Consider the following 23,709-nt stretch of genomic DNA (forward strand, 5'->3'; position numbering starts at 1 on the left):
ATGGCGGGCGTGGTGTTCGCGGCTGAAGGTGATGGGGTTGGCTTTGCAACCGAATCCTACGCCGCATCAGCGCTTTACACCACGCTCGCCAGCCTCTCAGGCGCCTCTGACGAATAAGACGGGCTAAATCCGTGCCGTCGAATGGAGCGCGTTTCTCCAGAGGGCAAATGCGACGAAGCCTGCCAGCAGCAAAAAGCCGCCACCGGCCGCGATCAGAAAGTGCGCGAACGTCATCTTGGAAATCCCAATTGAGAAGCATCCTGCGGCGCGACACGCACCGCAGCCTGGCAATCGATGCACTTCACAAATTGATTTGCCCCGCCGGCCCCGCCGGACAGCCCGAAAGGTGGCTGGCACTGCGCTCTGCCCACCCTTCGATTTCAGAGAGATTGTTCAGCCACCCGGCTGTCGCCTCTCATCGTGCGGTTCGTCACGCCGCTCAACTGTCAGGAGGATAATCGATAAAACTTTATCGACAATCGAAACTAAAAATTAAGGTTACCGACGCGGGGGCGGGGCCCCCGGCGAGGGCTGATCGCCCCCCGGCGGCCGCGGCTCCCAGCAAAATATCGAAAACAACCCCATGCAAAGCAGCCCGCAGCCACCGCTCCAGCCTGGGTGGCGGTCAATTGGAGCAACATCCTCCGGACCAAGGTTCGGGGGGCATGTCACGTTTCGACGCGCTACCTTGTCCTAGCTTCTGCAATGGCAGCAGCAGAGGACACCATGCATCATATCGGAACCGGAGGCGATCGCAGCCTGATCGCGATCGTCTATCATAGCGCCTACGGCCACACCCGGCGTCAGGCGGAGGCCGTCAGGTCCGGCGTTCGGGATGTCGATGGCGCGGAGGCGCTGCTGGTGCCGGTCGAGAGCGCGGAACAGTACTGGGATAGACTGATGAGTGCGGAAGCTTTTATCTTCGGCACGCCCACCTATATGGGCGCCGCCTCCGCGGCCTTCAAAGCCTTTCAGGAATCGACCTCAAGTGCAGTGATGTCCAAAGGGTATCGGTGGAAGGACAAGCTCGCGGCCGGCTTCACCAATTCGGGGGCCCACGCCGGCGACAAGCTCTCCACATTGATCCAGCTTGCATTGTTCGCTGCCCAGCATGGGATGCATTGGGTCAATCTCGACCTGCCGCCGGGGAACAACTCCGCGTCGGGATCGGAAGCCGATCCGAACAGGCTGGGGTTCTGGCTGGGAGCCGGCGCGCAGTCGAACACCGATGAGGGTGCGGACACCGCGCCGCCGGAATCCGATCTCGCAACCGCCCGTCACCTGGGACAGCGCGTGGCGAAAGCAGCACTTCAGTTTGCACGCGGCCGCGACGCGGCCGCAGCGACCGTTCGGGCGACGGCATGAAGGATGCAGCCGAAGCATCGGCGGCCGACATCTTCGCCGATCTGCGGCCGCGCCTGATCCGGCTGGCGTATCGGATGCTGGGCTCGGTCGCCGACGCGGAGGACGTCGTTCACGACGCCTGGCTGCGTTGGCTCGCCGCCGATCGCGATCAGGTGCGCGATCCCAAGGCCCTGTTGCACACCATCGTCACCCGATTATCCCTGAACGAATTGAAATCCGCACGACGCCGGCGAGTGGCCTATGTCGGACGTGGCTCCCCGAGCCCTTCTTCGACCCCGAAGACGAGGAAGCGGCCGACGATCTGACCCTGCCGCTGATGATTGCGCTGGAACGCCTGTCGCCCCTGGAACGGGCGGCTTTTCTGCTGCATGACGTGTTCGGATTGGGGTTCGATGCCGTATCCGAGACGATCGGGCGCGAGGCTGCGACCTGCCGCAAGCTTGCCAGCCGCGCCCGCGCGCATATCCACGATGCCAAGCCGCGATTCGTCGTCGGGAATGAAGAAGGCCTGCGGCTCGCAAATGCTTTCTTCGCGGCGACGCGGACCGGCGACCTTGCCGCGCTGCGCGCCATGCTCGCCAAAGATGTCGTGGTCTATGCGGATGGCGGCGGCCGGGTCCCGGCACCGACAGAGCCTCTGATCGGGCATGATGCCGCGATGGAGCGTTTCGCGGGGCTCGCCCGCCTGTTCGCCGTGCATCCCTCACGATTGATCCGCTACGCCATCATCAACGGACTGCCGGGCTTCATCACGATCGAGAACGGTATTGTTCAAACGACGGCCTTGCATGTCGAAAATGAGCGAGTCGTTGCAATCTATGTGACCCGCAATCCCGACAAGCTGCGCAACGTGCCCGATGTGGCGGGATTGCGGAATTGATGATGCTTCATGCTCCACGCGTCTCCGCTCAGCGCGCCCGATAGCGATAGACGAGATCGCGCGGCTCGTCCCGCGGCGCTGACGGATCGAGCTCGCCGCCCAATCGCTTCGCCACCGCGGCGGACATCGCATTGTCAGGCGACATGTAGCTGACCAGCGAAGACAGCTTCAGCGTCGCAAAAGCCCAGTCGCGCAATGCCAGCGCCGCTTCCGTGGCGTAGCCGCATCCCTCATAACCGTCATAGAGCAGCCAGCCGAGCTCCTTTTCCGGAAACAGCGGCCCGTGATTGATGCCGACCTGGCCGACGCACTGCTTTGAAGCTGCGAGCTCGATCATCAGCGCGCCATGGCCGAACAAACGCCAGCACGCCAGGTCGTGACAAAACATCCCCCACGCCGCGCGGGTATCGAACGGACCGCCCATGCCGGTGGACCGGGGCTAAGCCAGGAACGCCAGATAGGCGGGAAAGTCGTCGAACAGTTGCGGACGGAGTGTCAGGCGAGCGGTCGAGATCGTTGGAATGTCAGGGGTCAATGGCTGGTCTCTCGGAGGCGGCGCGTCGTCGCGGCCTCTTCAGGCGGCGCGGACCGGCTCTGCGGCCAACCAGCTTCTCCCGGTCTGGCGTAGCCGGATGCGAACGTGTGCCTCGTTGCTGTTTGATACGTGAATCAAGAAACTGGCTGCTGCGCCGCGGCGCCCGCTAATCTTTCTTTCCAAGAAAGCGCTTGTTTGCAAACGCCTTTCGGGAGCCGGACTTGAAATGGCGCTCCAACTCACGAGTCGGCAGGGCGAAGGGTGGCGGAGAGGGAGGGATTCGAACCCCCGATAGGCTTGCACCTATGCCGCATTTCGAGTGCGGTGCATTCAACCACTCTGCCACCTCTCCGATGGCCCGGGTGATTTGCGCCACCCGCGGTCGGGGCGTGTTCTAGGCGAGGATGGCGGGCCAGACAAGGCGCTGCAATAATATTTCCGTCACCGGCGCCTCGCGCCATCGAAGCACCGGGATGACGCAAGAAACTGCGCGGAAACAAAGCGCTAGCGGGACCGGTCGGGTTCGATCGGCGCGTGGGCGAAGCAAAAGCAGCAGGAGCGGCCCATGGAGCATGTGACGATTCGAGCCAATGGCGCGGCGTTCCACGTCGCGCGGACCGGGAGCGGCAGGCCGCTGCTGCTGTTGCACGGCTGGCCGGAATTCTGGCTGACCTGGAAGCCGGTGATGGCGCGCCTCGCCGACCGCTACACCCTGATCGCGCCCGACCTGCGCGGCTTCGGCGACAGCGACAAGCCGCAAGGAACACTCCAAGGCGCATTTGGCCCCGATCAGCATACCGACGACATGCTGGCGCTGCTGGACGCGCTCGGGATCGACAAGGCCGGCGTGGTCGGTCACGACGTCGGCGGCGCCGTGATGCAGCCGCTCGCGCGCAAGGCGCCCGAGCGCATCGCCGGGCTGTTCTTCTTCGATTTCGTCTATCCCGGTATCGGGGCGCGGATGGCCGCGCCGGACCGGCTGAACCGCATCTGGTACCAGTCGTTCCACCAGATGGAGATGGCGCCCGCGCTGGTCGGCGCCAGCCGCGAGACCTGCCGCACTTACATCGGCCATTTCCTGCACAACTGGACGCATCGCAAGGCCGCATTCGACGACGTGATCGAGGATTTCGCCGACAACTTCTACAAGCCCGGCAATCTCGCCGGCGGCTTCGCGCATTATCGCGCGTCGCATGCAGGGCGCGTGAAGATGATGCAGGGCGAAGCGCCCGCGCTGCCGCCGATCGCGGTGCCGACCTGCGTCCGCTGGGCCGAGCACGACCCGTTGTTTCCCTATGCCTGGACCGACCGGCTGGGCGAGACCTTCTCCAATCTGGACCTGAAGATGTTTCCCGATGTCGGGCACTTCCCGCATCGCGAGGATCCCGACCGCGCCGCCGCCGAGATCGCCGGCTTCTTCGCGCGGATCAATTGGAAGTAGAAAGTGGTGGGACCGCCAGGACGCGACAAAAACTGGCGGTCCCGTGCCGCTTCTCAATATTGCTGGCCGGGAAGTGCGGCTTCGCCGGTCGGCGGGAGCGACACGGTCCACGGTAGCGGCCGGCGCTGGATCAGCAACGCGAACCCGATCTTAACCTAACCGATCAACCTTACCGGGCGATCGGCCAGCCCAAGAGCGGCTCAGGCGTCGGCCTTCCTGGCTTTCTTGGCCTTTTTCTCGCCGTTTTCGTCCTCGGCGTCCTTGTCCTTTTTCTCGGCCTTCTTGTCGCCCTTGCCGTTGTCTTTCTTGCGATTGGTGTAGCGGGCATTGCCGAGCCCGGTTCCGATCGTCAGCACGCCCCAGCGCGCGACATCCTGCATGAACGGAACTTCGGCCAGTCCCTGCGCCACGCCGTCATTATGCATCACGATCGCAGTGTCATGATTGCCGATCTGCGGGATCGCCTCGACCAGGCTCGCCGGCAGGTTGAATTTGCTGCTCTCCCAATTGCCCGGCAGATTCTGCGCGCCCTTCTCGATCGAGCCGTCCTCGTTGATGACGCCGGGACAGGCGATGCCGATGAACGGCGCGAGCTTGAGGTTCTCCTTCTCGGCGGCGGCAATCAGATCTTTCAGCATCTTCACCAGCCGCTTCACCGCGCCTTCACGCGTCGGCTCGTCATCGGCGTGGCGCCACAGCTCCGATTTCCAGACCGTGGCCTTGGAAAGATCGGGCGCCTTCTTCCAGCGCGTCTCGACGACGCCGCAGCGGATATTGGTGCCGCCGATATCGACGGCGAGCACGCCGTCGTGGGCCTCGAAAATCCACGACGGCGCCAGATGCAGCGTGCCGATCAGCCCGGCATCATCGGGATGAAAGCGGATCGGCAGCATGTCGACCTTGAAATCCTCCGACTTCAGGATGATGTCGGCGCGCGCGATGGCGAGCTCGCCGAGCCTGGAGTCGCGAAAGCCGCCGCCGACCACGATGCGCTCGGTCTTGGCCCAGGCCTTGGTGCCGAGGAAGCGCCGCGTCACATAGGCGAGCTCCTGCGCAAACTCCTCGATCGCGCTGTGCACGACCGCGGAGGCCTCGGTGTCCTCGCCGACCAGCAACTCGTCGAGCTTCTTCTTGCTGATCTGGTCCGAGGGCTCGTCGCCGAACGGATCCTCCTCCGATTTGCGCAGCGGCTTGCGCCAGCGGTCGAGGATCTTGCGGAAGGCGCCCTTGGAGGCGCGATCGCCGAGAAAACCCTCGTCGTCCTTCAGCTCGATGTTGAAGCTGTCGATGTCGACGGATGGCAGCCGCGCAGCGCCGTGGTGCGCGATTCCCGTGGTTAGTCCAGTGTCTTCGGCCATTCGTCCTGCCCGCTTGACGTTCCCACCACCAACGGCTGGAAACTCATATGGTTGCTTCCCGTGCAGCGTGCTTAAGCCGCCATTCAATGAACGAAATTACCGGCGAACCTGGCCTTGCCGACCGTGAGCGGATGCGGCGGGCGTTCTGCGGGTGCTGGCCCGGCCACCCCAAGCCGTCCGACGGCGCCCGGGCGCAGGCTTGAGCCGCCAATCCAGGCCAAAATCACGCCAAACCCTTCATTTTTGGCCGGTTTTTGCCCTGCTTTACCTTGACTCCGCGGCGCCAGCAGCTATAAGTCCGCCCATCCGGCGCGGAGTTTTCTCGCGCCGATTGTTTTTGTGCGATCCAGTTTGGGAATTCATTCCCTTCGCGCGAAACACATAACCCATAGCGACTGAACAAAAAGCCGACCCGGGCTAACCGTCCGAGGCCGGAACCGAACACGAAGGAATCAAACGATGTTCGCAGTCATCAAAACCGGCGGCCGGCAGTACCGTGTCGTTCCGAATGATGTACTCGAGATTGGCAAGATCGCCGGCGATGTCGGCACGATCGTGCAGCTAGGCGAAGTTCTGGTGCTCGGCGGTGACACGCCGGTGCTGGGAACGCCCAACGTGGCAGGCGCCACCGTTGCGGCCGAAGTGCTGCAGCACAAGCGCGGCGCCAAGGTGATCGCGTTCAAGAAGCGTCGCCGCAAGAATTCACGCCGCAAGCGCGGCTATCGCGACGAGCTCACGGTGCTTCGCATCACCGAGATCCTCGCCGACAACGCCAAGCCGACCGTCGGCCCGCGGCCGAAGAAGGAAAAGGTCGCAGCGCCCGCCGATGGCGAGGACGCAGCACCCAAGGCGGGCAAGAAGAAGGCGCCCGCAAAGGCGCCGGCCGCGAAAAAGGCTCCGGCCAAGAAGGCCGCGGCCAAGGCTTAAGAAGAAGTGATCGTCGCGCTTTCAGATTTGATGCGTGACAAAACGTGAAATGATTCCGTCAAGGAATTGATCTAGAGATCAAAGCGAAGTCGGAGACGAGCTATGGCTCATAAAAAAGCAGGCGGTTCATCGCGCAACGGACGTGATTCCAAGGGCAAGCGCCTTGGCATCAAGGCGTTCGGTGGCGAGCGCGTGATCCCCGGAAACATCATCGCGCGTCAGCGCGGCACCACCTGGCATCCTGGCCTTAATGTCGGCATGGGCACCGATCATACTCTCTTCGCCAAGGTCGAGGGTCATGTCGAGTTCCGTGCCAAAGCCAATGGCCGCACATTCATCTCGGTTATTCCGATGGCAGAGGCGGCCGAGTAGACGGTGGACATACATGAGTCCGCCGGGTCCTGTTGAACCGGCGGAGCAGCACAAGGGCTCCAAGGGGAGGCGGGATGACCGGCCTCCCCTTTTTGTTGCGCGCGTTCGACTTCGACCGCGCGCAACGTTCCAAGCGTTGCGTACCGATTGTCGCATCACAGGAGCTCGACATGTTGCAGGACATCCCGACGCCGACCTTGCGCGAGGCAAGAGCTTGCGTCCTCGAGACCGAACGGCTGACATTGCGCAAGCCGACGCTCGCGGACGTAAAAGCCATCGCACGCCTCGCCAATGACCGCCGCATCGCGGAGAACACCCGCCGCCTGCCGCATCCCTATACCCAGGACGACGCCATCGACTTCGTGCGCGCGCTCGGCGCCGGCGGACGCGAAACCGTCTTCCTGATCGAGAACAATCACACGCCGATCGGCATGGTCGGCATCGACTGGCGCGAGGAGACCGCGTCCGAACTCGGCTACTGGCTCGGCGTCGACCATTGGGGCCAGGGTTTCGGCACCGAGGCCGCGCGCGCGGTGATCGACTACTTCTTCGAGGAATTCGATCTCGACCAGCTGATCGCCGGCGCCCGCGTCGTCAACCCGTCGTCGCGCAACATCCTCGAGAAGTGCGGCTTCCAGTGGAGCGGCGTCGAGCTGCACCGCTTCGAGGCGCTGGGCTCATCGAGCCCGGTCGACGCCTTCCGGCTGTCGCGCGGCGTCTGGGCTTCGCTGAAGAGCTGGAACAACTCGACCCGGCGGGAGAGCTAAGGCTCGATCCACAACAACGGTCGTCGTCCCTGCGAACGCAGGGACGACAGCTGTTATGCGGGTGCGCCTTTGCCCACCCTGCACAGTCACGCCGGCGGATTGATCGCGGAATCCGTGCGTCCGAGCTGCTGCTCGCGCACGAAGATGTAGAGGCCGGCCGCGATGATGATCGCGGCGCCGATGATCGTGGCCCAGGACGGCACGTCGCCGAACACAACGAAGCCGAAGATCACCGCCCAGACGATCATCGAATACTGGTACGGCACCACCACGCTCGCCGGCGCGAGTTTCAGCGACCGGTTCACGCACAGCAGCGCCGCGACCGAGATGATGCCGGCGGTGAAGAACAGCACGAGGCTGCCGGGGGTCGGCGTCACCCAGCCGATCGGCGAGAGCACGAGGCCCAGGATGAACGTGCCGCCGAATTGCGACGTCGCCAGCACGATATCGGGCGTCGCACGCAGCGAGCGCGTGATCAGCATCAACACCGCAAACGACAGGCTGCCGCCGAGCGCGATCATCGCCGGCCAGCTGATGGTCTGCGCCGATGGCCGCAGCGCGATCAACACCCCGCAAAAGCCGATCAGGATCGCGGTCCAGCGCCGCCAGCCGATATGCTCGCCGAGCACGAGGCCCGACATCGCGGTGACGAAGATCGGTCCGGCCAAATAGTAGGTGATGACGTCGGCGAGCGGCAGATAGACGGTCGCCAGGAAGAACGCCGCGACCTCCAGCGTCGACAGCGTGACGCGCAGCAATTGCAGCCACGGCCGCTCCAGATGCAGGAAATCCGCACGCCGCTGCCACACGATCGGTAGCAGCACGAGCAGCGCCGCGCAGGCGCGCAGCCACAGCAATTGCCCGACCGAATAGGTGGCGACGATGAATTTGCCCATCGCATCGCCGAACGAGAACATGAAGATCGACAGCAGCATCAGTCCGATGCCGGCGAGCCGCGCCGATCGATCGTCGTAGGAGGACAGTTTTGCGAACAGGCTCATTGTTCTCTTGTTGTCGCCGCCTCTGAGTCGGGCCGGTCCTGTCGCCGGTTTTACCGACGTCGTTGCGCAGGACAACCCCGGCAGCTGCAGATCGAACCAATTGTCGCAGTGCGGCGCCTGCGCTACCGGTAGGACAGCCATTCAAGAAGCAGAGCAGGAAACGCCGCATGAGCGAATTCGACCCCACCCAGCATCGCATGGTCCCCGCGCAGCGGTGGTTCGAGGATTTCGTGCTCGGCGAGCGCTTCGTGATTCCGAGCCGGACCCAGACCTCGGCCGTGTTCGCGGCGTTCCAGACCGCCAGCGGCGACACCCATCCGATCCACTACGACGTCGAATATTGCCGCACGCGGGGTATGCCGGACCTGCTTGCGCATGGCTTCCAGACCCTGGTGCACACCGCACCCGGCGCCGGGCTGTTTCCCTATGTCGTGGAGGAATCGCTGGTCGGCTTCCTGGAACAATCGAGCAAGTTCCTGAAACCGGTCTATGCCGGCGATACCATCTACCCCGCGCTGGAGGTGATCGAGCTCGCGCCGGGCCGGACCACGGGCGTCGTGACGCTGCGCTCGACCGTGCACAACCAGCGCCGCGATCTGGTGCTGGAGGGGATGCAGAAATTCCTGGTGCGGCGCCGGCCCAGCTAGCGGGAGGGTCGTAAAAAGGCCCGAAAATTAAGGCTTTTCGCCGAAGTCAGGGCCTTTGCGGGTTGCCGCCGCGGCCCCCCTGCCCTAACTAGTACGGATCATGAAATTCCTCGATGAAGCCAAGGTCTATATTCGCTCCGGCGACGGCGGCAACGGCTGCGTCGCGTTCCGGCGCGAGAAGTTCATCGAGTTCGGCGGTCCCTCCGGCGGCAATGGCGGCCGCGGCGGCGACGTCATCATCGAGGCCGTCGACAGATTGAACACGCTGATCGACTACCGCTACCAGCAGCACTTCAAGGCGCCAAAAGGCACCAACGGCATGGGCAAGGATCGCCATGGCGCCAACGGCAAGTCGATCGTGCTGAAAGTGCCCGTCGGCACCCAGGTGTTCGACGAGGACCGCGAGACGCTGCTGCACGATTTCACCGAGCTCGGCGAGAAATTCGTGCTGGCCGAAGGCGGCAATGGCGGCTTCGGCAATGCGCATTTCAAGTCTTCCACCAACCGCACGCCGCGCAACGCCAATCCCGGCGCGCCGGGCGAGGAGCGCTGGATCTGGCTGCGGCTGAAGCTGATCGCCGATGCCGGCCTGGTCGGCCTGCCCAACGCCGGCAAATCGACCTTTCTGTCCGTGGTCAGCGCGGCGCGACCGAAGATCGCCGACTATCCCTTCACCACCTTGCATCCGCAGCTCGGCGTCGTGAATTACGGCGGCCGCGAATTCGTGCTCGCCGACATTCCCGGCCTGATCGAAGGCGCCCATGAGGGTGCAGGTCTCGGCGACCGCTTCCTCGGCCATGTCGAGCGCTGCCGCGTGCTGCTGCATCTGGTCGATGCGACCTGCGAGCATGCCGGCAAGGCCTACAAGACGGTGCGCACCGAGCTCGAGGCCTATGAGGGCCAGCTCGCCGACAAGATCGAGATCGTCGGGTTGAACAAGATCGACGCGGTCACACCAGACGAGTTGAAGAAGCAGAAGGATCGCCTCAAGCGGGCGGCGAGGAAGACGCCGCTGCTGATCTCGGGCGTGACCGGCGCAGGCGTGCAGGACGCGCTGCGCGCGCTGGTCGAGGTGATCGGCGAGGCGCCGGTGTCGAACAAGGCCAAGGCTCAGTCGGAACCGTGGGCGACGCCGCTGCCGCAGGGTTGAACGGCACAAGCCGAGCAACACTTGGACTTTCCAAGCCACATCGTGGCGTCTCTTGCTTCCACCTTCCTGCCAGACCAAACCCATGAAACGCCCCGCGCTCAAGAACTTTCGCCGCATCGTCGTCAAGGTTGGCTCGTCGCTATTGGTCGACTCGCAGGCCGGCGAGGTGCGCGCGTCCTGGCTCGCCGCGCTGGTCGACGACATCGCAAAACTCCACAAGCGAGGCTGCGAGGTCATGGTGGTGTCGTCGGGCTCGATCGCGCTCGGCCGCAGCCGCCTGAAGCTGCCGCGCGGCCCGCTGAAGCTCGAGGAGAGCCAGGCTGCCGCAGCGGTCGGCCAGATCGCGCTGGCGCGGATCTGGTCGGAGGTGCTCGGCCATCACGGCATCGGCGCCGGGCAGATCCTCGTGACGTTGCAGGATACCGAGGAGCGCCGCCGCTATCTCAACGCGCGCTCGACCATCGCCAAGCTGCTGGAATGGGGCGCGGTGCCTGTCATCAACGAGAACGACACGGTCGCCACCACCGAGATCCGCTACGGCGACAATGATCGCCTCGCCGCCCGCGTCGCCACCATGGCGAGCGCGGATCTGTTGATCCTGTTGTCCGATATCGACGGCCTCTACACCGCGCCGCCCGCGATCGATCCCGATGCGAAGCTGATCCCGGTGGTCGAAAGCATCACCTCGGAGATCGAGGGGATGGCCGGCTCGGCCGGCTCCGAACTGTCGCGCGGCGGCATGACCACCAAGATCGAGGCCGCGAAGATCGCGACCACCGCCGGCACCCACATGCTGATCGCCTCCGGCAAGATCGAGCATCCCTTGCAGGCGATCGCCGACGGCGGCCGCTGCACCTGGTTCCTGACCCCGGCCAATCCCGTCACCGCGCGAAAGCGCTGGATCGCGGGCTCGCTCGAGCCGAAGGGCACGCTGACGATCGATGCCGGTGCGGTGGCGGCGCTGCGTGCCGGCAAGAGCCTGCTGCCGGCCGGCGTCGTCCGGGTCGACGGCCAGTTCGCCCGCGGCGACGCCGTGGTGGTGCGCGGCCCTGACACCCATGAGATCGGCCGCGGCCTGGTCGCCTACGACGCCGAGAATGCCGAGAAGATCAAGGGCCGCTCCTCGCCGGACGTGATGGCGATTCTCGGCATCAGCGGCCGCTCGGAGATGATCCACCGCGACGACCTTGTGATCGGCCCGGCCGGCGCGATCCCGGCCAAATAGGCCCAAATAGCCGGCTGGGCCGACGGCCCGGGGCGCGGCCGCCCACCTGCCATACCGGTTCCGTGCCTCGCCACCCCTCAATTGCCATGCTAGAACATGGCCTTAATCCAAAGCTGGGACTTCCATGAGCGCGCCCCTGAAGGCGATCGACGGCAACGCCGATCTCGCCGTCCTGATGACCGACCTCGCCGCCAAGGCGCGCGCTGCCGCGCGCGTGCTGGCGCTGGCGCCGCCGGAGCAGAAGAACCGGGCGCTCGCCGCGATCGAAGCCGCGATCCGCGCCAACGCGCCGGCCATTCTCGCCGCCAATGCCGAGGATGTCGCCGAGGCGCGCGCTGCCGGCATGACCGCTGCCTTCGTCGACCGCCTGACACTGACGCCGGCGCGCGTCGCCGGCATGGCCGATGGCGTTGCCACCGTGCGCGAGATTGTTGATCCGGTCGGCGCCGTCACCGAGAGCTGGCAGCGACCCAACGGTATGACCATCGAGCGCGTCCGCGTGCCGCTCGGCGTGATCGGCGTGATCTTCGAGAGCCGCCCCAACGTCGCCGCCGACGCTGGCGTGCTGTGCCTGAAATCCGGCAACGCCGTGATGCTGCGCGGTGGCTCCGACAGCTTCCGATCCTGCCGCGCGATCCATGATTGTCTGGTGCAGGGCCTGCGTGAAGCCGGTCTGCCTGAGGCCGCGATCACCTTGGTGCCGACCCGTGACCGCACGGCAGTCGGCCTGATGCTGACGGGATTGAACGGCGGCATCGACGTGATCGTGCCGCGCGGCGGCAAGAGCCTGGTCGCACGCGTCGAGGCGGAGGCACGCGTTCCGGTGTTCGCGCATCTAGAGGGCGTCAACCACATCTATGTGGATGCCAGCGCCAGACTCGATATGGCCAAGGAGGTCGTGCTGAATGCCAAGATGCGCCGTCCCGGTGTTTGCGGCGCCGTCGAGACCTTGCTGATCGATCGCAACGCTGCCGCGACGAAGCTGAAACCGCTGGTCGAGTTGTTGATCGATGCCGGTTGCGAGGTGCGCGGCGACGACATCGTGCAAGGCGCCGACGCCAGGGTGAAGCCCGCATCCGACGAGGACTGGAACACCGAATATGAGGACGCGATCATCTCGGCGAAGATCGTCGGCAGTCTCGATGAAGCGATTGCGCATATTCAAAATCACGGCTCGCATCACACCGATGCGATCGTGACTGAGGATGCCGCTGCCGCGCAGAGATTTCTCAACGAGGTCGATTCGGCGATCGTGCTGCATAACGCCTCGACCCAGTTCGCCGACGGCGGCGAGTTCGGCTTCGGCGCCGAGATCGGAATTGCCACCGGCAAATTCCACGCCCGCGGGCCGGTCGGCGCCGAGCAGCTGACGAGCTTCAAGTACCGCGTCCACGGCACCGGGCAGACCCGGCCGTGATCATTGTCGCACGCGCACGGTAGACCCTTGCAACAAGCTTCCACCGTGCCGTTATCCCCAGCCCAGGCGCTTCCGTTCTATACCAACGGCATGCGCATCGGGCTGCTCGGCGGCTCGTTCAATCCGCCGCACGCCGCGCATCGCGCCATCAGCCAGTTCGCTCTCAAGCGTTTGCAGCTCGACCGCGTATGGTGGCTGCTGACGCCGGGCAATCCGCTGAAGAACCATGACGGCCTGCATGCGCTCAACGAGCGCGCTGCGGCTGCGCGTCGCGTTGCCGACGATCCGCGCATCGACATCAGCTGTCTCGAAGCTGTCATCGGTGTCCGCTACACTGTCGACACGATCATCCACTTGCGCCGCCGTGTCTCCGGCGTGCACTTCGTCTGGATCATGGGCGCTGACAATCTCGCGCAATTTCATCGCTGGAAAGATTGGCGGCGCATCGCGTCCGATGTGCCGATTGCCGTGATCGACCGTCCGCCCCAGAGTTTCCGCGCCCTTGCCGCACCGGCGGCGCAGGCGCTCATGCGCTATCGCTTGCCCGAAAATCAGGCGACACGGCTGGCCGATCAGCAGGCGCCGGCCTGGGTCTTCCTGACAGGAATGAAATCCAATCTGTCTTCGACCGGACTACGGAACCCGGACGGGAGCTGGAGAACGGCGTGAGGCGCAAAAGGGTTACTGGAATATTGAAACCATTAACCCCACATGCGTAATATGGCGCGTGGGGCCGAGGATTCGGCACCCGCGATACAGTGAAAGGAATGGTCCCTGGCCACATCTGTATTGTCAAAGTCTGTTTTACCCAAGGTTCCCAAGACTTCAGGTCCCAAGACTGCGCGTAAAACATCGACGAAAACCGCGGCCTTGCAGGCGCAACCGGATGCCGACAAGCCGGATGCCAACAAGACGCTGAGCCTGATCCTCTCCCGCCTCGACGACATGAAAGCGGAAGAGACGGTCACCATCGACCTTCGCGGCAAATCCGCATATTCCGACTACATGATCGTCACCACCGGCCGGGTTAACCGGCACGTTGGCGCGATCGCGGAAAATGTGACGAAGAGCCTCAAGGAAAACGGGGTCAAGAACATCCATGTCGAGGGCCTGCCCAATTGCGACTGGGTGCTGATCGATTCCGGCGAGGTGATCGTGCACGTGTTCCGGCCTGAGGTGCGCGAGTTCTACAACCTCGAGCGGTTGTGGACTCAGAACCCGGCGGTCGCGGCGGTCTAAGGCGTATCGAAGCCGATGCGAATCGGCTGCAGCGCATATAGCTTGCACGCGCGCTTCCAGCGCGCGAGCCGTGAATTTGACGTGTTTTCTGCGGCAAACCGGCTTCCACTTTGCCGGAAAACGCTCTTATGCGCCTTGTCGTGATCTGCATCGGCCGCCTGAAACAGGGCCCTGAACGGGAGCTCGCCGAGCGTTACCGCGAGCGCTTCGAGGATATCGGCCGCAAGCTCGGCTTTCGCGGCCTCGACATCCATGAGATTGCGGAGAGCCGCGCGCGCGATACGGCCGCGCGCATCGCCGAGGAGGCCGCGGCGATCGCGGCGCTGCTGCCGGAAAAGCACATGCTGGTCGCGCTCGACGAACGCGGCAAGAGCATCGACAGCGCAAGCTTTGCGCAGCAGCTCGGCCGCTGGCGCGACGAGGGGGCAGCACATACTGTCTTCGTGATCGGCGGCGCGGACGGACTTTCGCCTGAATTGCAGCGCAAGGCTTCGTTGCGTATTGCATTCGGCTCCGCGACCTGGCCGCACCAAATGGTCCGCGTCATGCTTCTGGAACAGATTTATCGGGCCGCGACCATTTTGGCCGGCCACCCCTACCATCGCGTCTGAGGCGCGGTGACGGACAGTCGAAAGCGCTGAACGCACGCGAATGCAGCACAAGCGGGACACAGCTTCGGATTCGCATCTCGGCAGCGCGCGCCGCCGCTGGTTGCCTGCATCCCTGCCTCTGTCGATCGCTATGCTCGCCGCGTATCCGCTGACTGCGGCGCACGCGCAGGCGACACCACCCGCGCAACAGTCCACCCCGCCGGCACAGCAGGCCGCAACAGCGGAGACGTCGCCCGACGCCATCAAGCAGCGCGAGCAAGAGCTCGAGGCCGCGCGCGAACAGCAGCGCAAGGCCACCGAGTTGCAGGAGAAGTTGAAGGCCGACATCGCGGCGATCGGCCAGGATCGCAGCAAGCTCAACCAGCAGCTGATCGACATTGCCGGCCAGGTGCGCGGCGTCGAGACGCGGATCGCCGACGCCGAGGCACGCCTGCAGCCGCTCGACGGCCGCGAGCGCGACATCCGCGGCTCGCTCGATTCACGCCGCTCCGAAGTGATCGAGGTGCTGGCCGCGTTGCAGCGCGCCGGACGGCGCACGCCGCCGGCGCTGCTGGTGCGGCCCGAGGACGCGCTGCAATCGCTGCGCACTGCGATGCTGCTCGGCGCGGTGGTGCCGGAATTGCGCGTGCACGCCGAGAAGCTTGCGTCCGATCTCGGCGAGTTGGTCGCGCTGCGCAAGACCATCTCGACCGAGCGCGATGCGCTGGCGGCCGACCGCGACAAACTGAGGGAAGACCAGACCCGCCTCGCGGCGCTGGTCGACGAACGGCAGCGCCAGCAAAGCGCAGCCGAAAAGGACATGGAAGCCGAAGGCGCCCGCGCCATCGCGCTGTCGAAGCAGGCCGCCGATCTGCAGAGCCTGATCGCCAAGATGGAGCAGGATCTCAAGAGCGCGGCCAAGGCCGCCGCCACGGCCAGCCTCCAGGGGGCCCCGGCGACCGTTAACGGCAAGCCCAATCTGGGGGCGCTCAAGGACCCCGCCCGCATGAGCCCGGCGGTCGCCTTCGCCTCGGCCAAAGGCCTGTTCTCCTATCCCGTGAATGGCACCAAGATTCGCGAATTTGGCGGTTCCGACGGCGCAGGGGGCGTACAAAAGGGCATTTCTTTGGCCGCCAAACCGGGCGCACAGGTCACAACCCCGTGTGACGGCTGGGTTGTTTACGCCGGTCCTTTCCGCAGCTACGGACAACTCTTGATCCTCAATGCCGGGGGCGGGTATCATGTCCTGATCGCCGGGATGGAGCGTATTTCGGTAAACATCGGCCAGTTTGTGCTAACGGGGGAGCCGGTTGCGACCATGGGGTCGACGTCCCAGGTTGCATCCATTCTCGCGACCAATGCGAGCCAGCCAGTGCTCTATGTCGAGTTCCGGAAAGACGGCACTCCAATCGATCCAGGTCCATGGTGGGCCGCAAATGAAGGCGAAAAGGTTCGCGGATGATGCGCAAGACTTCGGTAATTCTCCTTAGCGCCGCCACCGGCGCGGCCCTGACGCTTTTCGTCACGCAGCCCCGCGCTGTGCTGATGGGATCGAGCGCGCGCGCCGCGACGTCGGACACCTACCGCCAGCTCAATCTGTTCGGCGACGTGTTCGAACGGGTGCGCAGCGACTATGTCGAGAAGCCGGATGACAGCAAGCTCGTCGAGTCCGCGATCTCGGGCATGCTGTCCGGCCTCGATCCGCACTCGAGCTACATGGATGCCAAGAGCTTCCGCGACATGCAGGTGCAGACCCGCGGCGAGTTCGGCGGCCTCGGCATCGAGGTCACGATGGAAGACGGCCTGATCAAGGTCGTTTCGCCGATCGACGACACCCCGGCCTCGAAGGCCGGCATCATGGCCAACGACATCATCACCAATCTCGACGACGAAGCCGTGCAGGGCCTGACGCTGAACCAGGCCGTCGAGAAGATGCGCGGTCCGGTCAACACCAAGATCAAGCTCAAGATCATCCGCAAGGGCCAGGACAATCCGATCGACGTCACGCTGGTGCGCGACAACATCCGCGTCCGCTCGGTACGTGCGCGCGTCGAGGCCGACGACATCGCCTATATCCGCATCACCACCTTCAACGAGCAGACCACCGAAGGCCTGAAGAAGGAAGTCTCCAACCTGCAGAGCCAGATCGGCGACAAGCTGAAGGGCTACATCATCGATCTCAGAAACAACCCCGGCGGCCTGCTCGAAGAAGCCGTCACCGTGTCCGACTCCTTCCTGGAGCGCGGCGAGATCGTCTCGACCCGCGGGCGCAATGCCGAGGAAACCCAGCGCCGCGCCGCGCACCCGGGCGACCTGACCAAGGGCAAGCCGGTCATCGTGCTGATCAACGGCGGCTCGGCATCGGCCTCCGAAATCGTCGCCGGCGCGCTGCAGGACCACAAGCGTGCGACGCTGGTCGGTACCCGCTCGTTCGGCAAGGGTTCGGTGCAGACCATCATCCCGCTCGGCTCGGGCAACGGCGCGCTGCGCCTCACCACCGCGCGCTATTACACGCCGTCGGGCAAGTCGATCCAGGCCAAGGGCATCGTGCCCGACATCGAGGTGCTGCAGGACGTGCCGGAGGAGCTGAAGGCGCGCACCGACACCAAGGGCGAGGCCTCGCTGCGCGGCCATCTGAAGAACGACGGCGACGAGAAGACCGGCTCGCAGTCCTACGTCCCTCCGGACGCCAAGGACGACAAGGCGCTGAAGATGGCGGACGACCTGCTGCACGGCATCAAGTCGACCTCGAGCGCGACGCCGGCACCGGCAGCGCCCGGCGACAAGGCCGCGGTCGACAAGCCCGGCAACAAGGCCGCGAACTGATCCCATCCAATGGTTTAGGCGAACAGGGCGGCCCTCGGGCCGCCCTTTCTGCTTCTGCCGTCCACCGCCAGCCGTGCTTTGACGGGGAGGCCGGCGCGCGGGAATGCACCGCATCGTGCTATCGTTCGCGCTGTTGATTCGGGGAGGGTCATGGCAGAAGCGGCCGACGAACTGAGCACGCCGCTTGGGCAGAACACCGTGGGCAAGACGCGCCGTGTCCGCTTGCCATTCACGGCGATGCAGGCGCTCGCCGTGCTGCTGGGCCTCGTGCTGGTCGGCTTCGCCGGCGTCGCGCTGTTCAACGACAATCCGCTCGGCGGCGAACCGATTGCCCGCATCACGCTCCGCAATCCCCCGCCCGCAGCCGCCGACGATAAACACGCCCCGGCCGAACCGGTGGTCAAATCCGCCACCAAGACGCCGGCCGCAGCCGGCGATGCCAAGAACGACGCCAGGACCGTCACCATTATCGACGGCTCCAGCGGCAAGCGCCAGGACGTGGTGATCGGCGCCGGTGATCCGGCCGAAAAGACGACGGATGGCGACGCGCCGCCGCTCGCGATGACCGGGATCGACCCGCGCCTGCTGGAAAAATCGCGCTATGGCATGATCCCGGTGGTTGCCGACGGCCTGAAGCCGTTCACGGTCTATGCGGCCGAAGCTGACCGCGCCAAGGCAGCCCGGATGCCCGTGGTCGCCATCGTGGTCGCCGGCCTCGGCGTCGGCGCCGCCAAGACCACTGACGCCATCATGAAGCTGCCGCCGGCCGTGACGCTGGCCTTCACGCCCTACGGCGCCGACCCCGGCAAGCTCGCGGAACGCGCCCGGACGCAGCGCCACGAGATCCTGCTGCAGATCCCGATGGAGCCGTTCGACTATCCCGACAACGATCCGGGCCCGCAGACCCTGCTGACCACATTGAGCAGCGAGCAGAATCTCGACCGTCTCTATTGGCACCTCAGCCGCCTGCAGGGATATGCCGGGATCGCCAATTTCATGGGAGCCCGGTTCGTCGCGACCGATCCCGTGATGCAGCCCATCGTGCGCGAGGCGGCCAAGCGCGGCCTGAGCTTTTTCGACGACGGTTCCACCCCGCGCAGCGTCGCGCAGAGCCTCTCGGCCGGCCAATCGTTGCCGTTCGCCAAGGCCGATTTCGCCATCGACGTGGTGCCGACATCGGCGGAAATCGACCGCGCGCTGGTCAAGCTGGAAACGATCGCCAAGGAACGCGGCACGGCCGTGGGCGTCGCCTCGGCGCTGCCGGTCTCGATCGAGCGGCTCGGCGCCTGGCTCAAGACACTGGACTCCAAGGGCATCATGCTTGTGCCATTGACAACGGCGATGCTGAAATCAAAATCGGGCTAGAGATCAATCTGTTGGTGCAACCTAAGACCTTGCCGGGGGGCCGGGTCGGGCGGCGCCAGGAACTGTGCGAGGTAGCGGCGGCATGGCACGTTATGAAGACCTGCCCTATCGAACCTGCGTCGGCATCATGCTGCTGAATACGGCGGGACTGGTCTTCATCGGACGCCGCGCCGGCGGCATCGAGCATGTCGACGACGCACACGTCTGGCAGATGCCGCAAGGCGGCGTCGATCCCGGCGAGGATACGTTTCAGGCCGCACGGCGCGAGCTCTATGAAGAGACCAGCATCAAGTCGGTGGAGAAGCTCGGCGAGGTCTCGGACTGGCTGATCTACGATATCCCGCGCACGGTCGCAGGCCGCGCCTGGAAGGGTCGCTACCGCGGCCAGCGGCAAAAGTGGTTCGCATTGCGCTTCACCGGCGACGAGAACGAGATCAACGTCGCCCACCCCGGCGGCGGCCATAAGGCCGAGTTCATCACCTGGCGCTGGGAGCCGATGAAGAATCTGCCGGAGCTGATTGTGCCGTTCAAGCGTCCGGTCTATGAGCGCGTCGTGAAGGAATTCGCCGGTCTGGCGGCCAAATAGACGGCCATATGATCGGCCAGACAAACGCGCGGCGCACCGGTCGAGATGTCATCAGATAAGCCCTATCGCCCCAATGTGGGCATCGCGCTGTTCAACGGCGGCGGACGCGTGCTGATCGGCCACCGGATCAAGGACGACGGTCCGGAGATCGTGCTGCCCGGGCTCGAATGGCAAATGCCACAAGGCGGCATCGACGCCGGCGAGGACCCGCGCCAGGCCGTGATGCGCGAATTGTGGGAAGAGACCGGGGCGGTCAACGCCGACTATCTCGGTGAGACCGACTGGATGACCTACGAATTCCCGGCCTATGACGGGCCGGCATCACATCGGCTGGCCAAATTCCGCGGCCAGCGGCAGAAATGGTTTGCGCTGCGCTTCACCGGGCGCGACGAGGAGATCGATCCATTGACGCCGCGCAACGGCCAACCCGCCGAGTTCGATCAATGGCGCTGGGAGCGTCTCGATCGCGTCGCCGATCTGGTGGTGCCGTTCCGCCGCGAGGTCTATCGCGCGGTCGCGATCCGGTTCGCGGAATTCGCCGGCTGATCCTGCGGCGGAAGGCGCCGTGCATCACCCGGCGTCATGCCGTAGGTCGCGCGGAACACGCGGTAGAAGATCGCGATGCTGTCGAAGCCGCATGAGAACGCGATCTCGTCGATGCCGCGCTCCGGCATCGCTGAGAGAAGCCGCCTCGCCTCCTTCAACCTCGCCGCCGTCAGCGTTCGCGTGAACGAGAGACCGGTCGGCTCGAACAGCGCATGCAATTGCCGGAGCGAAATGCCGAGCTCGGTGGCGACCGCGGCCGGCGTGAGCGACGCCCGATGCAGATCACGCAGCAGGATTTCGCGCGCGGCATGAAGGTAGCCCGCATGCAGCGCGGCACGGATCTCATCCTGGCGTGGCCGCAAGCGTCCGCGCGCAAGCAGCGCCAGCCGCGCCATATGCGTGACCTCGCCGGCGAACTGCCCGGCTTGCGCCGGATCGCGCGTCACGGAGCGGAACATGGCGCCGACAAGCCGGGTCAGGCTCGCATCACGCGCCAGCGCGACCAGCGGCACGTCCTCGATCCGCGCACCAAGCACGAGCTCGTCGGTGACGGGAATCTTGAGGCTGAAGAAGCGAAAGCCGTCGGTCCGTTCGGGCGTCGACGCAAACGGAAGATTGGAATGGCCGAACACCATATCTCCGTTGCCGACCCATTGGATGCGATCGCGGCCGATATTCATGTGGCCGGGGCCGCGCACCTGCCAGCCGAGATGCAGGCTGTTGCTCGGAACACGTCCGATGTCGGATGACGTCCGGCTGACGCGGTAGGACGACGCCGACATTTCCGCGAGCACGGCGCCGCCGACCGGCGTCGCAGAAAACCGTCCATGGAAATCGGGCCGTCTGTCGCGCTCGATCGTGACCCCGAACAGGTTTTTGCCGCGCACGTCGCACCAATGCTCAAAGCGGTCCTGCGGGCGGAGAGCATCGGTCGAGAAAGTCAGCACAGTATCTTGTCCGTTGTTCCGGGGGTAAAATCGCGATGCAATCGCGTCAACTCGTCATCGCGCCGCAGCTTGTCATTGGTGCACGATCCCGGCTGTAAGCTGCTTCACATTTCCCGGATCATGCTCTAGTTCGGGCCGACCGTGAACGGACCGACCGCGATGACATGGCAATCGCTGTCGCGCTTGGCGCACTCCGCGAGCGCGGCATTGACCGCACTCTGCTCGTTCTCCGCCTTCAATCCCAGTCCCGGCCGCCCCTGCGTCCCGACCGCAACCGCATTCCAGCCTGCCGTCGCATCGACAAGCTTCCGCGCGACGTCGCTCCGCTCGCCCGGCGTGATGACCGAGCTGTCCGCGGCCTTGAAGAAGCCTGTCACGCGCAACGTGGCCGGAATGGGCACCACGAAGACATCGTCAACGGCGACGATCGTGCAGGGCACGCCGGCGACCGCGCCGCAGGCCTGCAAATTGCGCCGCGCCGATTCCTCGAGCGAATCGATGCCCGAATTGAAGAAGTAGTGACCGCCCGGACCGAGCGCGATGGTTCGCGTCTTGCGCCCCGGCACAAACAGACTATCGAGCCGGGCCCTGGCTGCCTCGCGCAGCAGCGGCACGTCCTTGGTGGCGTACGGCTTCTCGATCAGCGCATCACGCTTGACCCATGGCAAGGGCGGCACCGGCGGCTGGCCATGGGCATACACGATCGTGTTGCCGACGGCGTACAGTTCGCATTTGCGCGGCGAGCTCGCATTGTCGGCGCGCTTCTGGCACAGATCGAGCGCTGCGGTCTTCGCCGCGTCCTCACTGGGCTGCGCCAGGCTCCAGCCGACGAAGCCGTTGATGTTGAGGGCGACCGCCTTGGAATCGCCCGCGGGCAAATACTCGGTCGCGAGTATGTTGCGGGTGCGGTCGCTGACGAAGGGAACGATGTCGGTGGCGAGCTTGTCACCCGCTGTGATCGAAGGCGGTGATGGCGGTGATACGGGTGCTGCCAACGTCGGCGCGGATTTCGCCGGGGCAGACGGCGCCGCGGGTACCGGCGGCGACGGTGCGACCAATGGTGCCGGTGAACCCGAGACCAGCGGCGCAGACGCCGGCGTGGAACTGGCCGCCGCTACGGGCTTCGTCGCCGACGTCTCCAGCTTGGTGTAATAAAGGAAGCCGCCGACACCGATCGCGGCCAGCAGCACCACGGTGATGGCAGCGGGCCACATCCAGGCCGGTGCGCCCGCAGCTGCGGCCTTGATCGGCTTCTTGATCTGCGGCGTCGCGTAGCTGCCGTCCTCGCGCCGCATCGCCACCATGTAGGCGTGCACGGGGGTCGGGATGTTCTTCACTTCCTGTGCGCCGATATCGGCGAATTGCACCGACAGCTTGTTGACGACCTGCTCGTGCACGGCGCGCGACACGCAGATGCCGCCGACCTCGGCGAGGCCCTCGAGCCTTGCCGCGATATTGACGCCATCACCCAGCAGATCGCCGTCGCGCTCGACCACATCGCCGATGGTGATGCCGATCCGGAACGACATCTGCCGGCTCGGCGGATAGGCCATGTTGCGCGTGCGCAGGCTTTCCTGGATGTCGATCGCGCAACGCACGGCTTCGACGGCGCTGGGAAATTCCGCGAGCACCGCATCGCCCGCGGTGTTGAAGATGCGGCCGCCGCATTTGGCAATGAAATCGTCGGTGACCTGACGATAGGAGGCGAGCCGCCGCAGCGTCTCTTCCTCATCCTCGGCAACCAATCGACTATAGCCTGCAATATCGGCCGCAAAGATCGCTGCGATCTTGCGCTTCATGAGTACCAGCCCCGGAACCCAAATATGCCGCGCAGAATGCCGCCAGACGCTTCCGGGCGCAACAAGCATTCACCGCCCGCCGGGGTACGGCGAGCGTTGAATGCTTCAAGTCCTGGCAGACGATGACTGGAAGAGTGTGAGCGATTTCACAAAGGGGCCGGCTCACTCGACGCTATGGCGCGATCACTGGTCGGCAATCGCGCCTTAGTGCATAGCCGTCGCGTTGAGCTCGTGCTGGATGCTCTTGAAGTGGTCGAGCCGCTCGATCGCGTGGTCGAGCTCGGAGCCCTCCTTCTCGGAGAGCTTCTCCTGCATCTCGTTGATCGTCTCGGCGAACTTCGCCCGATCGAGCTCCGCAATCGCGGTCGCGACGTCGGCGAGCACGGTGAGGCCCTTGTCCGACACCTCGGCAAGGCCGCCGAGCACGATCACCTTCTCGCGCTTGCCGGCAGTCGTGATCGTCAGGATACCCGGGCGAACCGTGGCGACGACGGGAGCGTGTCCGGCGAGCACACCGAAATCACCCTCCACACCGGGAACGTCAACCTGATCGACCTCGCCGGAGAAGGCGAGCTTTTCGGGAGAGACGAGATCGAAGTGGAAGGTGGCCATGGTCTTTCCGTTCTTTGCGCTGTCACCCGCGGGCTCGACCCGCGGGTCCATCAGTCAAAATGCTTCTCGTTCGATGGATCGCCGGATCACGTCCGGCGATGACGATATCCCAAA

General features: G+C 64.9%; 22 protein-coding genes, 1 tRNA gene and 2 pseudogenes. 18 read left to right on the forward strand and 7 right to left on the reverse strand.

Annotated elements, in window-relative coordinates; translation table 11 throughout:
- The first annotated feature begins 726 nt into the window (after window positions 1–726).
- Together AC066Y_RS35195 and AC066Y_RS35200 are read left to right on the forward strand one after the other, a co-directional pair.
- Complete coding sequence (locus tag AC066Y_RS35195) at window positions 727–1,365, forward strand: flavodoxin family protein (RefSeq protein ID WP_478277930.1); 639 nt, start codon at window positions 727–729, stop codon at window positions 1,363–1,365.
- Window positions 1,362–2,245: pseudogene (locus AC066Y_RS35200) on the forward strand (sigma-70 family RNA polymerase sigma factor). The gene AC066Y_RS35195 and the pseudogene AC066Y_RS35200 overlap by 4 nt, the downstream one beginning before the upstream one ends.
- A gap of 28 nt (window positions 2,246–2,273) precedes the next feature.
- Here AC066Y_RS35200 and AC066Y_RS35205 read toward each other — a convergent pair.
- Window positions 2,274–2,780 (reverse strand): annotated as a pseudogene (locus AC066Y_RS35205) (GNAT family N-acetyltransferase).
- 262 nt (window positions 2,781–3,042) lie between these two features.
- Window positions 3,043–3,132: transfer RNA gene (locus tag AC066Y_RS35210), tRNA-Ser, on the reverse strand.
- A 213-nt stretch (window positions 3,133–3,345) separates the two neighbouring features.
- Here AC066Y_RS35210 and AC066Y_RS35215 point away from each other — a divergent pair.
- A complete protein-coding gene (locus AC066Y_RS35215) occupies window positions 3,346–4,221 on the forward strand; it encodes an alpha/beta fold hydrolase (RefSeq protein ID WP_478277886.1) in 876 nt (291 codons plus the stop codon).
- Between the two features lie 200 nt (window positions 4,222–4,421).
- Here AC066Y_RS35215 and AC066Y_RS35220 read toward each other — a convergent pair whose 3' ends face one another.
- Entirely contained in the window at window positions 4,422–5,579 is a 1,158-nt protein-coding gene (locus AC066Y_RS35220; RefSeq protein WP_478277887.1) for an ROK family protein, read from the reverse strand.
- Window positions 5,580–6,038: 459 nt separating this feature from the next.
- Here AC066Y_RS35220 and rplU point away from each other — a divergent pair, with 459 nt between their 5' ends.
- The 3 genes from rplU (at window position 6,039) to AC066Y_RS35235 (ending at window position 7,645) form a co-directional block, all read left to right on the forward strand.
- A complete protein-coding gene (rplU, locus tag AC066Y_RS35225) occupies window positions 6,039–6,506 on the forward strand; it encodes a 50S ribosomal protein L21 (RefSeq protein ID WP_478277888.1) in 468 nt (155 codons plus the stop codon).
- A gap of 102 nt (window positions 6,507–6,608) precedes the next feature.
- Window positions 6,609–6,878, forward strand: coding sequence for a 50S ribosomal protein L27 (gene rpmA, locus AC066Y_RS35230; protein ID WP_024583287.1), 270 nt, complete (start codon window positions 6,609–6,611; stop codon window positions 6,876–6,878).
- Between the two features lie 170 nt (window positions 6,879–7,048).
- The gene (locus AC066Y_RS35235) at window positions 7,049–7,645 is read left to right on the forward strand and encodes a GNAT family N-acetyltransferase (protein ID WP_478277889.1); all 597 of its coding nucleotides are present in this window, start codon (window positions 7,049–7,051) and stop codon (window positions 7,643–7,645) included.
- Between the two features lie 86 nt (window positions 7,646–7,731).
- On the opposite strand, the gene AC066Y_RS35240 is transcribed toward AC066Y_RS35235, so the two are convergent.
- On the reverse strand, window positions 7,732–8,646 hold the full coding sequence (locus AC066Y_RS35240) for a DMT family transporter (protein ID WP_478277890.1): 915 nt from the start codon (window positions 8,644–8,646) through the stop codon (window positions 7,732–7,734).
- A 167-nt stretch (window positions 8,647–8,813) separates the two neighbouring features.
- On the opposite strand from AC066Y_RS35240, the gene AC066Y_RS35245 reads away from it, so the two are divergent.
- From AC066Y_RS35245 to AC066Y_RS35300, 12 genes are all read left to right on the forward strand, one after another.
- Window positions 8,814–9,293 (forward strand): MaoC family dehydratase, encoded by a 480-nt coding sequence (locus AC066Y_RS35245; RefSeq protein WP_478277891.1) that lies wholly within the window; start codon window positions 8,814–8,816, stop codon window positions 9,291–9,293.
- Between the two features lie 100 nt (window positions 9,294–9,393).
- A complete protein-coding gene (gene obgE / locus AC066Y_RS35250; protein ID WP_478277892.1) occupies window positions 9,394–10,443 on the forward strand; it encodes a GTPase ObgE in 1,050 nt (349 codons plus the stop codon).
- Window positions 10,444–10,525: 82 nt separating this feature from the next.
- Window positions 10,526–11,668: a glutamate 5-kinase gene (proB, locus tag AC066Y_RS35255; RefSeq protein WP_478277893.1), complete on the forward strand. Its 1,143-nt coding sequence runs from the start codon at window positions 10,526–10,528 to the stop codon at window positions 11,666–11,668.
- Window positions 11,669–11,792: 124 nt separating this feature from the next.
- Window positions 11,793–13,085: a glutamate-5-semialdehyde dehydrogenase gene (locus tag AC066Y_RS35260; RefSeq protein WP_478277894.1), complete on the forward strand. Its 1,293-nt coding sequence runs from the start codon at window positions 11,793–11,795 to the stop codon at window positions 13,083–13,085.
- Between the two features lie 45 nt (window positions 13,086–13,130).
- Window positions 13,131–13,754 carry a nicotinate-nucleotide adenylyltransferase gene (locus AC066Y_RS35265; protein WP_176534335.1) on the forward strand — a complete coding sequence of 208 codons (624 nt, stop codon included), beginning with the start codon at window positions 13,131–13,133 and terminating at the stop codon, window positions 13,752–13,754.
- Between the two features lie 201 nt (window positions 13,755–13,955).
- Window positions 13,956–14,324, forward strand: coding sequence for a ribosome silencing factor (rsfS, locus tag AC066Y_RS35270; RefSeq protein ID WP_173640701.1), 369 nt, complete (start codon window positions 13,956–13,958; stop codon window positions 14,322–14,324).
- Window positions 14,325–14,452: 128 nt separating this feature from the next.
- Complete coding sequence (gene rlmH / locus AC066Y_RS35275; RefSeq protein WP_478277895.1) at window positions 14,453–14,935, forward strand: 23S rRNA (pseudouridine(1915)-N(3))-methyltransferase RlmH; 483 nt, start codon at window positions 14,453–14,455, stop codon at window positions 14,933–14,935.
- A gap of 40 nt (window positions 14,936–14,975) precedes the next feature.
- Entirely contained in the window at window positions 14,976–16,376 is a 1,401-nt protein-coding gene (locus tag AC066Y_RS35280) for a murein hydrolase activator EnvC family protein (RefSeq protein ID WP_478277896.1), read from the forward strand.
- The gene (locus AC066Y_RS35285) at window positions 16,373–17,740 is read left to right on the forward strand and encodes a S41 family peptidase (protein WP_092121646.1); all 1,368 of its coding nucleotides are present in this window, start codon (window positions 16,373–16,375) and stop codon (window positions 17,738–17,740) included. The genes AC066Y_RS35280 and AC066Y_RS35285 overlap by 4 nt, the downstream gene beginning before the upstream one ends.
- Window positions 17,741–17,890: 150 nt before the next feature.
- Window positions 17,891–19,105 carry a divergent polysaccharide deacetylase family protein gene (locus AC066Y_RS35290; RefSeq protein WP_478277897.1) on the forward strand — a complete coding sequence of 405 codons (1,215 nt, stop codon included), beginning with the start codon at window positions 17,891–17,893 and terminating at the stop codon, window positions 19,103–19,105.
- 82 nt (window positions 19,106–19,187) lie between these two features.
- A complete protein-coding gene (locus AC066Y_RS35295) occupies window positions 19,188–19,691 on the forward strand; it encodes an RNA pyrophosphohydrolase (RefSeq protein ID WP_478277898.1) in 504 nt (167 codons plus the stop codon).
- Window positions 19,692–19,736: 45 nt separating this feature from the next.
- Window positions 19,737–20,237, forward strand: a complete 501-nt coding sequence (locus AC066Y_RS35300) for an RNA pyrophosphohydrolase (protein WP_478277899.1) — start codon at window positions 19,737–19,739, stop codon at window positions 20,235–20,237.
- On the opposite strand, the gene AC066Y_RS35305 is transcribed toward AC066Y_RS35300, so the two are convergent.
- From AC066Y_RS35305 to AC066Y_RS35315, 3 genes are all read right to left on the reverse strand, one after another.
- Window positions 20,195–21,184: an AraC family transcriptional regulator gene (locus tag AC066Y_RS35305; RefSeq protein ID WP_478277900.1), complete on the reverse strand. Its 990-nt coding sequence runs from the start codon at window positions 21,182–21,184 to the stop codon at window positions 20,195–20,197. The genes AC066Y_RS35300 and AC066Y_RS35305 overlap by 43 nt on opposite strands.
- A 125-nt stretch (window positions 21,185–21,309) precedes the next feature.
- Window positions 21,310–22,983 carry an adenylate/guanylate cyclase domain-containing protein gene (locus tag AC066Y_RS35310; RefSeq protein ID WP_478277901.1) on the reverse strand — a complete coding sequence of 558 codons (1,674 nt, stop codon included), beginning with the start codon at window positions 22,981–22,983 and terminating at the stop codon, window positions 21,310–21,312.
- Window positions 22,984–23,187: 204 nt separating this feature from the next.
- The gene (locus AC066Y_RS35315; protein WP_478277902.1) at window positions 23,188–23,595 is read right to left on the reverse strand and encodes a F0F1 ATP synthase subunit epsilon; all 408 of its coding nucleotides are present in this window, start codon (window positions 23,593–23,595) and stop codon (window positions 23,188–23,190) included.
- Window positions 23,596–23,709 lie beyond the last annotated feature (114 nt).

The sequence above is a fragment of the Bradyrhizobium sp. USDA3010 genome (assembly GCF_056429065.1).

Bases quoted from the DNA above. Each gene is read 5' to 3' on its own strand.
- AC066Y_RS35260 (WP_478277894.1), top strand. From the start codon at position 11,793: ATGAGCGCGCCCCTGAAGGCGATCGACGGCAACGCCGATCTCGCCGTC.
- AC066Y_RS35310 (WP_478277901.1), bottom strand. From the start codon at position 22,983: ATGAAGCGCAAGATCGCAGCGATCTTTGCGGCCGATATTGCAGGCTAT.
- obgE (WP_478277892.1), top strand. From the start codon at position 9,394: ATGAAATTCCTCGATGAAGCCAAGGTCTATATTCGCTCCGGCGACGGC.
- AC066Y_RS35290 (WP_478277897.1), top strand. From the start codon at position 17,891: ATGGCAGAAGCGGCCGACGAACTGAGCACGCCGCTTGGGCAGAACACC.
- proB (WP_478277893.1), top strand. From the start codon at position 10,526: ATGAAACGCCCCGCGCTCAAGAACTTTCGCCGCATCGTCGTCAAGGTT.
- AC066Y_RS35235 (WP_478277889.1), top strand. From the start codon at position 7,049: ATGTTGCAGGACATCCCGACGCCGACCTTGCGCGAGGCAAGAGCTTGC.
- AC066Y_RS35280 (WP_478277896.1), top strand. From the start codon at position 14,976: ATGCAGCACAAGCGGGACACAGCTTCGGATTCGCATCTCGGCAGCGCG.
- AC066Y_RS35215 (WP_478277886.1), top strand. From the start codon at position 3,346: ATGGAGCATGTGACGATTCGAGCCAATGGCGCGGCGTTCCACGTCGCG.
- AC066Y_RS35220 (WP_478277887.1), bottom strand. From the start codon at position 5,579: ATGGCCGAAGACACTGGACTAACCACGGGAATCGCGCACCACGGCGCT.
- AC066Y_RS35195 (WP_478277930.1), top strand. From the start codon at position 727: ATGCATCATATCGGAACCGGAGGCGATCGCAGCCTGATCGCGATCGTC.
- AC066Y_RS35295 (WP_478277898.1), top strand. From the start codon at position 19,188: ATGGCACGTTATGAAGACCTGCCCTATCGAACCTGCGTCGGCATCATG.
- rlmH (WP_478277895.1), top strand. From the start codon at position 14,453: ATGCGCCTTGTCGTGATCTGCATCGGCCGCCTGAAACAGGGCCCTGAA.
- AC066Y_RS35315 (WP_478277902.1), bottom strand. From the start codon at position 23,595: ATGGCCACCTTCCACTTCGATCTCGTCTCTCCCGAAAAGCTCGCCTTC.
- AC066Y_RS35285 (WP_092121646.1), top strand. From the start codon at position 16,373: ATGATGCGCAAGACTTCGGTAATTCTCCTTAGCGCCGCCACCGGCGCG.
- AC066Y_RS35240 (WP_478277890.1), bottom strand. From the start codon at position 8,646: ATGAGCCTGTTCGCAAAACTGTCCTCCTACGACGATCGATCGGCGCGG.
- AC066Y_RS35300 (WP_478277899.1), top strand. From the start codon at position 19,737: ATGTCATCAGATAAGCCCTATCGCCCCAATGTGGGCATCGCGCTGTTC.
- rpmA (WP_024583287.1), top strand. From the start codon at position 6,609: ATGGCTCATAAAAAAGCAGGCGGTTCATCGCGCAACGGACGTGATTCC.
- rplU (WP_478277888.1), top strand. From the start codon at position 6,039: ATGTTCGCAGTCATCAAAACCGGCGGCCGGCAGTACCGTGTCGTTCCG.
- AC066Y_RS35245 (WP_478277891.1), top strand. From the start codon at position 8,814: ATGAGCGAATTCGACCCCACCCAGCATCGCATGGTCCCCGCGCAGCGG.